Below are 13313 nucleotides of genomic sequence, written 5' to 3'. Positions count from 1 at the left end.
TATGACAACCCCTCAAATTTCAATCCGCAACTTATGCGTTGATTACATCACCGAAGCTGGTGACGTTAGAGCAGTAAACAATGTCAGCTTTGATATTGGTAAAGGTGAAGTGTTTGGTTTAGCTGGCGAATCGGGCTGTGGTAAATCAACCGTTGCTTTCTCATTAATGCGATTGCATAAGCCACCAGCTTTTATTACTGGTGGTGAGGTGCTGTTCGATGGAGAAAATATTCTAGAGTATAGCGACGATAAAATGCAGGCATTCCGCTGGAGCGAAATGTCGATGGTATTTCAAAGCGCCATGAACGCGTTAAACCCCGTGCTGCCTTTGTCAGAGCAATTTTGTGATGTCATCATGCGCCACACTAACATGACCCGTAAGCAGGCGATTGTTCGCGCTGAAGGGCTACTGGAGATTGTGGACATTCATCCAAGTCGCCTCAATGATTACCCACACCAGTTTTCTGGTGGCATGCGCCAACGTTTGGTGATAGCCATTGCATTGGCACTTAATCCTAAGCTAATCATTATGGATGAACCCACCACCGCACTAGATGTGGTGGTACAGCGTGAGATTCTACAGAAGATTTATGCTCTGAAAGAGGAGTTTGGCTTCTCTATACTCTTCATCACTCACGATATTTCCTTGATGGTTGAATTTTCTGATCGCATTGGAATCATGTATTCCGGTGAGCTGATTGAAGTCGCCCCATCAAAGCAAATTTTAGAGACCCCTTTCCACCCTTATACCAAAGGGTTGGGTAGTTCATTTCCACCGCTCACTGGGCCGAAAACCAAACTAACGGGCATACCGGGCAATCCTCTGAATTTGTTAGAAATCCCACAGGGTTGCCGCTTTCAAGCTCGTTGTGAACGTGTGCAAGAGGTGTGTCGCCAACAGTCTACGGTGCTGCGCCACATTGAGCAAAATCACTTATCTAACTGTCACCTATTTGGTGAGCCTATCGCGGTAACTAACGCATAGATAAATTGATGGCCACTAGGCTCAATAAAGGATTTAAGGAATTAAAGTATGACAATTCAATATGGTGAACTGTTAGTCGAAGGCAAAAATCTGGTGAAAGATTTTACCATCAGCAGTAATACACTTCAGCAACCAATGATGCGAGCCATCAACGACGTCTCTTTTAAAATGTACAAAAGTCGCGGCCTGGCAGTCGTTGGAGAGTCAGGCTCGGGTAAATCTACCATTGCGAAAATGATCGCAAAGATGCATACCCCTTCTGATGGTTTGATTGAATATAAAGGTCAAGATATTCAACTGATCAAAAAGAAAAAAGAGATGATGAACTTCCGAGAAGGCGTTCAGATGGTGTGGCAGGACCCGTTCGGCTCTCTCAACCCAACTCACACTATCTACCATCATATTGCTCGCCCGTTACTGATCCATAAAAAAGTGAATAAGAGCAATAAAAAAGAGCTTAGCGACCGAATATTTCAACTGCTTGAGCAAGTCGGCCTAACCCCAGCGAAAGAGACGGCGGAAAAGTATCCACATCAGCTGTCTGGCGGGCAGCGTCAACGTGTCAACTTAGCGCGTAACATCGCGGTAGGCGCTGAAGTGGTACTGGCTGACGAACCGACTTCAATGTTAGACGTCTCAATTCGTGCAGGGGTACTGAACCTGATGGAAGAGATGAAGTTCGAAAAGCAGATGTCGCTTTTATACATCACCCATGACATTGCCACTGCCCGTTATATTGCTGAAGACATTTCAGTGATGTATGTCGGACACATGGTTGAGTGGGGAGATACGGATCAGATTATCGCTAACCCTCAACACCCTTACACCCGGCTTCTTGTTTCGGCAGTCCCAGATCCAGCTAAGTCGATTCATACCAAGCTTGAAGGTAAAAAAGGCGATATTCCGCTATGGACTCCAAGTTCATTGGGCTGTCCTTTTGCTGGCCGATGCTTACAAGCCACTGACAAATGCAAAGAAAAAATGCCTGAAGTTACTCAACTTTCAGATAACCACTTTGTTCGCTGTTACTTATACGAAAATTAATTTACTGCGCTTTTTGGGAGACCCCACATGCAGCTGCTCACCAACCATATTGGCTATGAACGTATTGGCTTTAAGCAAGCAATCTTGCTCGCTCCCCCCCCTTTAACGGATGCCTATGCCGAGTTAATTCAGGTCAATAATGAGTGCACACTCATTCAGCTGCCACTTAAAGTGTCGGGGAGCACAGATGAGTGGAGCCACAGTCACAGCTACACCATCGACTTTTCTGAGGTTGAATCTGTTGGTGAGTTCTACCTTAAAGTCGGAACCTGTCAGTCTCACGTCTTTTGCATCCAAGAGGGAATTTTGATGCAGAAGACCTTTTCTGATGTGCTTCACTACTTCAAATCACAACGCAGTGGCGGCGCCTTTGATAAGCAAGATCGTCAAACCTCGATCCTGAAAAGTGATATCAAGGTCGATGTTCATGGCGGTTGGTACGATGCTTCAGGGGATGTGAGTAAATACCTAAGTCACCTCTCCTACGCCAATTACCTCAACCCTCAACAAACCCCTATGGTGGTTTGGAATATGCTCAAGGGTTTAGAACTGCTAAAAGATGCACCAGCGGTAACGGACTACTCTCGAGTGCGCTTAATTGAAGAAGCACTTCATGGTGCTGATTTTTTAATGAGAATGCAGCATCCTGATGGCTACTTTTATATGACGGTATTTGATAAGTGGAGCAAAGATATCACTCAACGTGAAGTATGCGCTTTCTCCACTCAAGACGGACATAAATCATCGGATTATCACGCCGGATTTCGACAAGGAGGCGGTGTATCCATTGCCGCATTAGCAGCGGCTTCAAGAGTGAGCATCTGCGGTGATTTCTCGAATCAAGAGTACCTCCAAGCCGCGACTCTGGGTTACTGGCACTTAAAAGAGTACAACCTCAGTTATCTGAACGACGGTATTGAGAACATTATTGATGAGTATTGCGCCCTACTTGCCAGTGTTGAACTGTTTAAAAGCACCCATGAACAACGCTATTTAAGTGAAGCTCAGAATTGGGCTCTTCGGTTGGCGTCTCGTCAGCAGTCGGATGAAAATCAAACTCACTTCTGGTCTGCTAACGATGATGGTTCAAGACCCTACTCACATGCTGCTGAAGCAGGACTTCCTGTTATTGCCCTCTCTCAATATTTAGCCATTGAGAAGAACGCAGGCAAAGTGAAACACTTCAGTCTGGTAGTGAGCAACGCCTTGCAGTTTGAGCTGTCCATATCCAGTGAGGTCAACAACCCATTTGGCTACCCTCGACAATATATCAAACCTGTTTCGACGCAAAAGCACTCAGCGTTTTTTGTCGCCCATGACAATGAATCCGGTTACTGGTGGCAGGGTGAGAATGCGCGACTAGGCTCGCTTGCCGCCATGGTCTATCTGGCAAAGCCTTGGATTAATGAAGAATCGATGAATACCAAACTTGACCAATTTGCTCAGCACTCATTAAATTGGATTGTCGGCCTAAACCCTTTCGATATCTGCATGTTAGATGGTCATGGTCATAACAACCCTGACTACCTGCCACAGCTTGGCTTCTTTAATGCCAAAGGTGGTGTCTGTAATGGCATTACTTCTGGTTTTGAAAATGAGCGTGATGTTACTTTTAATCCCGTCCCACATAAAGACGATGTATTGCAAAATTGGCGCTGGGGAGAGCAGTGGATCCCCCATGCCGCCTGGTACCTTTTAGCGATCATGTCACAATTTGCAGAGGCCAATAATGACTAATTATCTTGTTGGTATCGACGGTGGCGGCACCTCATGCCGTGCCCGTATTCGTAACGATAAAGGGGCTCTACTTGGTGAAGCGAAGACAGGCAGCGCAAACATTCAACTTGGCGTAGACAAAGCGCTCTCAGCCATTATTGAGGCGGTTCAACAAGCAACGAATCAAGCCAAACTACCAAACTCTGCTCTGTCTCGTATGGATGTGGGGCTGGCCCTTGCTGGCGCCGAGCTAAAGTCCGCTTGGTTTGCGTTTATGCAACAACCTCACCCTTTTGCCTCCATGACACTCAATACGGATGCTTATGGCGCTTGTCTTGGTGCCCACAACGCTGACAGTGGCGCTATTTTAATTGCTGGCACGGGCTCTTGTGGTCTGCTCATTAAAGATGGTCGACAACATGTTTTAGGGGGAAGAGAGTTTCCTATTTCAGATCATGGCAGTGGCGCGATGATGGGACTTAAAGCCATTCAAGAGACTCTGCTTGGCTTTGACGATATCAAAGAGTATCCCCCATTGGCAGAGCAGATCATGTCGACGTTTAACCACGATATTGACGCAGTAGTCACTTGGTCAAAAACGGCCAAACCTTGTGATTATGCTCAATTCTCACCCTTGATCTTTCAATACGCTAAACAGGCGGATCCACTCGCTATTGCTTTACTTAAGCAGACCGCAGCTGACATTGAGATGTTATTGATCGCCCTTAATCGACAGGGAGCGACTGATATTGCTTTGATGGGAAGTATTGGCGAGCACATCCTCGATTGGCTTAGCCCAACGGTATCCCAATGGTTGGTTCCCCCCCAGTCAGATGCCATTGAAGGCGCCATTATGATCGCAGGGCAAGCACAACATAACTTGTACTCTATGCTGACCGAGCATTAAAGGAATAACCTATATGAATTACCGAATTGATCTTACTGTGATTTCTGAAGAAAAGGGGACGAGCCGCTTTGGGTTAACACTTCATAATTTAAGTGAGGTGGCCCTTCACAATTGGCAGCTCAATTTTACTTATGAGAAATTCATTACTCCCACGTCGGTTAAACGTGGTCATTTAACGCAAATCGGCAGTTATTGCAGTTTTTGCCCTGAAAAAGAGCCTCTATTAACCGCTAATAGCAGCTTCTATTTTGAGTTTGATGTAAAAAGCATACCCAACCGTTTTTTCTCTAGCGGCATTACCGATGCCTCTATTCAAGTTGTAGATTCAATCTTGCCGGTTGATATCACCCCTTTAGCGTTAAAAACGAGTCATCCCCTTCGGTATGATTTGCCTAAGATCGCGCCATCAGAACTGGCGCTGATCCCAAAACCAAACAACCTCGTCAAATCAGAAGGGATTTTCCATTTTTCAGCACAAAGTGTGCTGACCGTCTCTTCGACGATCGCACTATCTGCAGCGAACTGGTTGATCGATGAGTTATCCGCATTTACTCAGCAACCCATAACTCAAGCTGATAACGGTCGTATTGAACTTATCGATAACGTGAATCTATCAGAGAGTGTCTACTCCATTGCGATTACCCCTGATTATATTTTGCTAGAAGCCAGCTCTAAACAGGGATTTCAAAATGCTGCAGCGACTTTATTGCAGTTAGTACAGAGCTCCCCATATCAACAAAATAGTGGTAACTACCTACTCCCTTGTTTAGATATTATCGATCAACCTCAGTATAACTACCGTGGCATGATGCTCGACTGTGCGCGTCACTTTCACTCGGTCAAACAAGTAAAGCAGCTCATTAATCAGCTGGCTTATTACAAATTCAACGTTTTTCACTGGCACCTTACCGATGATGAAGGGTGGAGAATCGAAATTAATGCGTTTCCTGAATTAACCGATGTGGGCGCTTGGCGCGGACCCGATCTTGATTTGGTTCCTCAATTTTCACACACCTCAGAGATCCACGGTGGATTTTACTCTCAGAAACAGATTCGAGAAGTGGTGTTATATGCCGAACAACGCGGTATTGAGGTGATTCCGGAAATTGACATTCCAGGCCACTGCAGAGCGGCCATTAAATCGCTTCCTGACCTATTGATTGATCCAGATGATCACTCAGTCTATCGCAGCATTCAAAATTACACCGACAACGTCTTATCACCCGCTCTAGACGGTACCTATCAATTTATTGACCATGTCATCGATGAAGTCTGCGCCCTATTTAACTCCGACTATGTCCATATTGGTGCAGATGAAGTTCCTCAAGGTGTGTGGAGTGACAGCATTAAGTGTCAACAGTTAATGAAAGAACAGGGTTACCAAGATCCTATGGAGTTGCAAGGCCACCTACTGCGTTATGTTGAACGTCGACTACAGAAACAGGGAAAACGCATGCTGGGTTGGGAGGAGGTACAGCACGGCGATAAGGTGAGCAAAGAGACCATTATCTACTCATGGACGAGCGAACAGGCTGGAATAGAGTGTGCGAAACAGGGCTACGACATCGTGATGCAACCGGCTCAGTACACCTATCTAGACATCGTTCAGGGTACCTCCCCTGAAGAACATGGTGTCGATTGGGCTGGCATCCTTCCTCTTGAAAAAGTGTACCACTATCAACCGATGAATGAGTTAGACGCTGACGATCCGCTTCGCAAACACCTATTGGGCATTCAATGTGCCTTGTGGTGTGAGGTCATCGACCACCAGCAACGTATTGAGCACATGCTGTTTCCTCGACTACTCGCCATTGCAGAAGTGGGCTGGACCTATGATCAACATCAACAGTGGGAAGATTTTTTATCTCGACTACAAGGGCAAAAAACAACATTAGATCGCCTAAGTATTAATTATCACGCGTTTTAAGCGTGATAAATCGAATCAGAATAAAACACAACAATAGTAAAAAACGATAGTTTTAAGGATAAAGAAATGGAATACGGCTTTTTTGACAATGCCAACAGAGAGTATGTGATCACACGTCCTGACGTACCTGCTCCTTGGACAAACTATTTAGGCACCGAGCACTTTTGCACAGTGATCTCTCACAATGCTGGAGGTTACTCATTTTACAAATCTCCTGAATACAATCGCGTCACTAAATTTCGCCCCAACTCAACGTTTGACCGCCCAGGCCATTTTGTTTATCTGCGTGATGACGAGAGTGGCGACTACTGGTCAATCTCGTGGCAACCGGTAGCGAAAAGCTTGGATGAAGCAAACTATGAGGTTAGACACGGTCTCTCCTACTCTAAGTTCAAATGTGAATATAACGGCATCACAGCCAACAAGACCCTATTTGTACCGGTTGGGGAAGACGCTCAGATTTGGGATATCGTCCTTAAAAATGATAGCGATACACCCCGCACCATCAGTGCATTCTCATTTGTTGAGTTCTCTTTTAGTCACATTCAGTCTGACAATCAAAATCACCAAATGAGCCTCTACTCTGCGGGCACTTCTTATCAAGATGGTGTGCTTGAGTATGATCTTTATTACAACACCGATGAAAAGACAGGCACTTACTATTTAGCCTCAAGCTTTGAACCAGACAGCTACGATAGCCAGCGTGATGCTTTCTTAGGTCCGTATCGTGACGAATCAAACCCCATTGCTTTAGAGAATGGTCATTGTTCTAACTCAGCACAAACTTGTTATAACCATTGCGGTTCATTACACAAACAGTTTGTCCTACAACCCGGTGAAGAGGTTCGCTTTGTTTATATCCTTGGGGTTGGCAAAGGGGAAGGCGAAGTACTCCGAAAGCGCTATCAAGATCTCAGTAATGTGGATGCCGCTTTCCAAGCTATCAAAGATCATTGGGCGACTCGTTGCAACAAGTTTCAAGTTAAATCGCCGAATGAAGGCTTAGATACCATGCTAAACACCTGGACACTCTATCAGGCAGAAACCTGTGTGGTCTGGTCTCGTTTCGCCTCTTTCATCGAGGTGGGTGGACGTACTGGTTTAGGCTACCGGGATACCGCTCAGGACTCGATGGCGGTACCTCATACCAACCCTGAGATGACAAAAAAACGTATTATCGACCTACTTCGTGGACAAGTTAAAGCGGGATATGGTCTGCACCTATTTGATCCTGACTGGTTTGATCCTGAGATGGCGGATGTTGAGCCATCAAAATCACCAACGGTGGTACCAACCCCAAGTGATGACGATAAGATTCATGGCTTAGACGATACCTGCTCTGATGATGCGTTGTGGTTAGTTCCAACTATCTGCCGCTATGTGATGGAGACCGGAGAAACAGAGTTCTTCGACCACGTAGTGACCTACGCAGATGGCGGTGAAGGTACCGTTTATGAGCATATGATTCGTGTGGTTGAGTTCTCGGCAAAACATGTGGGTCAAACCGGTATTTGTAAAGGGCTCCGTGCTGATTGGAATGACTGCTTAAACTTAGGTGGTGGGGAATCAGCCATGGTCTCATTCTTACACTTTTGGGCACTGCAGGAGTTTGTTGATTGCGCTAACTACCTAGGCAGAACCGAAGATGCACAAAAGTACACGGCCATGGCCGAAGGGGTGAAAAGTGCTTGTGAAGATCACCTGTGGGATGGTGATTGGTACATTCGTGGTATCACTAAAAACGGTGAAAAAGTTGGAACCGATGAACAAGCTGAAGGCAAGATTCATTTAGAGTCAAATACACTAGCAGTACTGTCTGGTGTCGCTTCAGACGAACGAGGTCGTAAAGCGATGGACTCAGTCGATGAGCATCTATTCTCAGAATATGGTTTGCATTTGAACGCCCCCTCTTTTGCAACCCCGAATGATGACATCGGCTTTGTCACTCGTGTCTACCAAGGGGTGAAAGAGAACGGCGCCATCTTCTCTCACCCGAACCCTTGGGCTTGGGTTGCAGAGGCGAAACTAGGTCGTGGTGATCAAGCGATGAAGTTCTACGACGCCCTCAACCCATATAACCAAAACGATCAAATAGAAACTCGCCATGCTGAACCTTACTCTTATGTGCAGTTTGTGATGGGGCGCGATCACAAAGATCACGGCCGCGCCAATCACCCTTGGTTAACAGGCACCTCAGGGTGGGCCTATGTGGCCGCCACTAACTGGATATTAGGAGTACGTGTCAGCTTTGAAGGATTGATTATTGACCCATGTATTCCAACAGAGTGGCCAGGCTTTGAAGTGACACGCGAGTGGCGTGGCGCAAGATTTGAGATCACGGTTAAGAACCCTAACAACGTCAGTAAAGGCGTTACCTCTATCACTCTCAATGGAGAAGCAGTTGAGGGCGCAATACCTGCTCAAAAAGCGGGTAGCGTTCATCACGTTGTTGTCATTATGGGTTAACCCTCTAATAAACCAAGTTCATGGTAGCTGAAACCAAGGATGGTTCAGCCCATCCCCCTTTTAGGAGTAAAAAATGATTAAGTTTGGTACCGGCGGCTGGCGCGCATTTATTGGTGATGAATTCACCAAAGATAACGTACGTTTGGTTGCACAAGCCCTATCCAACATCATGATCAACGAAGGTGCAGTAACACAAGGCTTTGTTATTGGTTATGATCGTCGATTCTTATCAGACAAAGCGGCAAAATGGTTTGCAGAAGTACTTGCTGCCAATGGCATCACGGTCAGTTTCATTGATAAATACGTACCAACCCCTGTGGTCATGTTTCAAGCGAATAAAATAGGGGCGATCTATTCCGCCTGTATTACTGCCTCGCACAATCCATCAGATTACAATGGGATAAAAGTCTTTATTGAAGGGGGACGTGATGCCGATGAAGCGATTACAGAGAAGATCGAACAACAGATCGAACACCTTACGGATTCCGATGTTAGCAGCCTCGATTTCACTAAGGCCGTTGCCGCTAATACGATTAACCTCATCAACCCGCTCAACGATTTTGTCGACTCCATCATTGCTAAAATCGACATGGAATCAATAAAAAAAGCCAACTTACGTGTACTGATCGACCCAATGTTTGGGGTGGCCAAAAATGCTCTACAAACCGTTCTGATCAACGGACGTTGTGATGTTGACGTGATCAATGATGGCGAAAACCCCGCTTTTGGTGGTTTAATGCCATCGCCAAATGCCACCACTCTCTATCGTTTAAAACACCTAGTTGCTCATGAAAACTATGACATTGGTATTGGTACCGATGGCGATGCGGATCGTTTAGGTATTATAGATAATAGAGGTAATTTCATTCACCCCAATGAAGTACTGATCCTGCTCTACTACTACTTACTGAAATATAAAAACTGGCACGGCTCTGTGGTTCGTAACATCGCAACCACTCACCTTCTAGACAAAATTGCTGCAGACTTTGGTGAAAAAAGTTTTGAAGTCCCCGTTGGTTTTAAACACATCAGTTCGCAAATGGAGGCGGATGATTCACTGATCGGTGGAGAAAGCTCTGGTGGATTGACGATTCGAGGTCATATAAAAGGAAAAGATGGCGTTTTTGCTTCCAGTTTACTGATTGAGATGATCAGCGTGACAGGCAAACAACTGTCTGAGTTATTAGATGACATATACTCTCGCTACGGCTATGCCTATACAGCGGAAGGCGATTGTACATTCAGTGCAGAAGATAAAGAGGCGCTTTATAACAAAATCTACATCGAAAAAGCACTGCCTGATTTTGACTATGAGATAGAGAAAGTCAGTTATGCCGATGGGTTAAAGGTCTACTTTAAAAATGGAGGCTGGGTGATTGCTCGATTCTCTGGCACCGAACCTTTGCTAAGAATTTTTGCTGAAATGGCGGATCAACATACCGCTGAATCGCTGGTTAATCAGGTGAAAAACTTCTTGTTGATTTAATTTTCTACAGTACATTTTTTGTGTTTGGAGACACCCCAGTAGTGGATGCTACTGGGATTTTTTTAAAAAAGTATTGGCTGGTGGTCATCAACAGTAACTGAGACTCTCTGCCCAACTACCAAGGGGAGGTGAGAAATGGCCAACAACGTTTGCGATTCGATCTCGACAACATATCGGCAGTTATCCCCCATAAATTGTTGCTCAATAACAGTGGCAACTCCCTCTGAGTCTTCTGATATCACCACATGTTGTGGTCGTAATAAGACGTCAACATGATCACCTGGTTGATGTGCTAACGCCCTGAAAGGCAATCTGCCAATAAGGGTGTTAATGCTAAGATCATCACTTACCGTTCCAGAGAGATAACTCCCTCCACCGAGAAAATCAGCAACAAATCGAGTAGAAGGTTGATGGTACAGCTCACTAGAGTTACCAAATTGCTCAATAATACCGTTATTCATCACAGCCAGCTTATCTGAAAAAGCAAACGCCTCTTCTCGGCTGTGAGTCACAAATATTGCGGTCACTCCCTGAGTTTTAAAAATACGGCGGATATCTTTGATCAAATCATGACGTACTTGAGTATCAATATTTGAGAACGGTTCATCCAATAACAGTAGATCGGGTTCACACGCTAATGCTCTTGCAATGGCAACTCTCTGCTGCTGTCCACCCGACAGTTGATGAGGGTAACGAAGTCCAAACTCATCGAGATGAACCAGTGCTAACATCTCTTCAATTTTCTTTTGCGCTCGTGGTTTATCCCAGAGTCTTAACCCAAAAGCGATATTATCAATCACCGTTAAGTGAGGAAAGAGAGCATAGTCTTGAAAGATCATACCGATGTTACGATTTTCGGTCGCAATACAGCTCTCACCATCACAGATGACGCGCTGATTAAGGTGCATTAACCCCGACGTTAATGGCAGCAGACCCGCTATCGCTTTTAGCAACGTCGTTTTTCCACAACCACTCGCCCCAAGCAAACAGACAATCTCATTATCTTCAACCGCTAAAGAGAGGTCAGATAGGATATTCTGTCCATTGTAGTGATAGGTTAAATCTTTAATCGATAATGCAGTGGACATCAATGAGATTTCTCCAAAGAACGGTTAACAATAATTAGCGGAACCAGCCCGACTAAGACTAATAATACAGCAGGCAAAGCAGCAAGCTCTAACTGTTCATCCGAAGCAAAATTAAATACATAAGTGGCTAATGTTTCAAAGTTAAATGGCCGCAGTAATAATGCCGCATTCAGCTCTTTCATTGATTCAATAAACACCAGCAATCCGGCAATGAGACACCCACGGCGCATCAGTGGTAAATGCACACGACGAAGCATCGCCGGGATACCATAACCCATAGTTCGAGAGGCCATATCTAACGAAGGAGATATCTTATTTAAGTTACTCTCAATCGAGCCAATAGCAACCGCTGAAAATCGCACGACTAAAGCAAAAACCAAGGCAAACATTGACCCTGATAGAATCAAACCCACTTGCCCAAACCCTAAGCCAATGACCACATCATTCATTAAGTGATCCATCGCGATTAATGGCAACATTACACCAATCGCAAGTACCGTTCCAGGTACCGCATATCCGAGTGAAGAGACTCGCATTGGCAACGTAGAAACTCGACTATTACTGAAACGATTATAAAAATTAACCAACAGAGCGATAACTACTGCCACAACAGCTGCGATAAATGAGGTCATTAGACTGTTGATGGTGTACTGCATAAATTCATCAGTCCAACTCTCACTGAAGTAGTCAAAGGCATACCAACAGAGCTGCATTAACGGAAAAATAAAAGCAAAACCCACCAGCAACCAACACCAAGTGAGTGCTAGCCACTTTCTCCAACCCGTTAAATGGTAACGAAGATCTTCATTGGTTGAGAATTGAGTTTGAAACAGTTTCTGCTTTCTGCGGCTATAACGCTCAGAACTGATCAATAGAAAAATCACCACTAGCATCAAGGCTGAAATCTTGGCGGCAGCGTTTAAGTTTGAGTAGCCTAGCCACGTATCATAAACCGCTGTCGTTAGTGTATTCACAGAGAAATAACTGACGGTACCAAAGTCCCCTAGAGCCTCCATCGCAACTAATGATAGAGCGACCGCAATAGAAGGTCTGGCCAATGGCAAAGAGATACGCTTAAAACTCTGTAACGGTGAGCAACGCAACAAACGAGCAGATTGTAGCAGACTGATATTTTGCTCCATAAATGCCGCTCGAGCGAGCAGATAGACATAAGGATAGAGTACCAATGAAAGGACAGATATCGCCCCAGCTAAGGTTCGAATATCTGGAAACCAATAGTCATGTATCGACTGCCAACCAAACAGATCTCGTAACACGATCTGTATCGGCCCCGCATAATCGAGCCAATCAGTATAAATATATCCAACAATATAAGCGGGCATAGCTAAAGGGAGAACCAGCGCCCACTGTAAAATACTGGCAGTGGGAATACGACACATCGCCATTAACCACGCGGTCGGCAACCCCAAAAGCAGAGAGAGAATCACCACGCCAACAACCAGCAAGACTGTATTTAAGATATAGGTGGGCATAACGGTATTCATCAGATGTAGAAATACATCATCCGATTTACCGAAACTGGTATAGAAGATGGCTAAAACAGGTAAAACCAGTAGGGATGATAGGATCCAACTACTGGTTTTAAAAAATAGAATTTTTTCTTTCATTCCTAAACAGCTAGGCCTTATTGATAAGAATATGGGGCTATTATCCCCATATTCTTAACTTATACC

9 protein-coding genes are annotated in these 13313 nt (G+C 45.0%); 7 read left to right on the top strand and 2 right to left on the bottom strand.

Annotated features, from left to right (window positions below; all coding sequences use genetic code 11):
* Position 1: 1 nt before the first annotated feature.
* The 7 genes from L4C32_RS12385 to L4C32_RS12355 all read left to right on the top strand — a co-directional run bounded on the left by L4C32_RS12385 (position 2) and on the right by L4C32_RS12355 (position 10531).
* The gene (locus tag L4C32_RS12385) at positions 2–985 is read left to right on the top strand and encodes an ABC transporter ATP-binding protein (protein ID WP_428197189.1); all 984 of its coding nucleotides are present in this window, start codon (positions 2–4) and stop codon (positions 983–985) included.
* Positions 986–1033: 48 nt separating this feature from the next.
* Positions 1034–2029 carry an ABC transporter ATP-binding protein gene (locus L4C32_RS12380; RefSeq protein ID WP_428197188.1) on the top strand — a complete coding sequence of 332 codons (996 nt, stop codon included), beginning with the start codon at positions 1034–1036 and terminating at the stop codon, positions 2027–2029.
* A gap of 27 nt (positions 2030–2056) precedes the next feature.
* Entirely contained in the window at positions 2057–3766 is a 1710-nt protein-coding gene (locus tag L4C32_RS12375; protein ID WP_428197187.1) for a glycoside hydrolase family 9 protein, read from the top strand.
* Entirely contained in the window at positions 3759–4652 is an 894-nt protein-coding gene (locus tag L4C32_RS12370; RefSeq protein ID WP_428197186.1) for a glucosamine kinase nucleotide-binding domain-containing protein, read from the top strand. Before L4C32_RS12375 ends, L4C32_RS12370 begins: the two co-directional genes overlap by 8 nt.
* 13 nt (positions 4653–4665) lie before the next feature.
* On the top strand, positions 4666–6579 hold the full coding sequence (locus tag L4C32_RS12365) for a beta-N-acetylhexosaminidase (protein ID WP_428197185.1): 1914 nt from the start codon (positions 4666–4668) through the stop codon (positions 6577–6579).
* Between the two features lie 66 nt (positions 6580–6645).
* A complete protein-coding gene (locus L4C32_RS12360) occupies positions 6646–9045 on the top strand; it encodes a glycoside hydrolase family 94 protein (RefSeq protein ID WP_428197184.1) in 2400 nt (799 codons plus the stop codon).
* 73 nt (positions 9046–9118) lie between these two features.
* Positions 9119–10531: a phosphoglucomutase/phosphomannomutase family protein gene (locus L4C32_RS12355; protein WP_428197183.1), complete on the top strand. Its 1413-nt coding sequence runs from the start codon at positions 9119–9121 to the stop codon at positions 10529–10531.
* A gap of 62 nt (positions 10532–10593) precedes the next feature.
* Here L4C32_RS12355 and L4C32_RS12350 read toward each other — a convergent pair whose 3' ends face one another.
* Both L4C32_RS12350 and L4C32_RS12345 read right to left on the bottom strand, forming a co-directional pair.
* Positions 10594–11619, bottom strand: coding sequence for an ABC transporter ATP-binding protein (locus L4C32_RS12350; RefSeq protein WP_428197182.1), 1026 nt, complete (start codon positions 11617–11619; stop codon positions 10594–10596).
* Positions 11619–13247: an ABC transporter permease gene (locus L4C32_RS12345; protein ID WP_428197181.1), complete on the bottom strand. Its 1629-nt coding sequence runs from the start codon at positions 13245–13247 to the stop codon at positions 11619–11621. Before L4C32_RS12345 ends, L4C32_RS12350 begins: the two co-directional genes overlap by 1 nt.
* Positions 13248–13313: the final 66 nt, after the last annotated feature.

The organism is Aliivibrio kagoshimensis, assembly GCF_050337105.1.
Classification (GTDB): Bacteria; Pseudomonadota; Gammaproteobacteria; order Enterobacterales; family Vibrionaceae; genus Aliivibrio_A; species Aliivibrio_A kagoshimensis.
The sequence above is the reverse complement of the archived record's forward strand: the minus strand, read 5'-3'. Positions and strand labels throughout refer to the sequence as shown.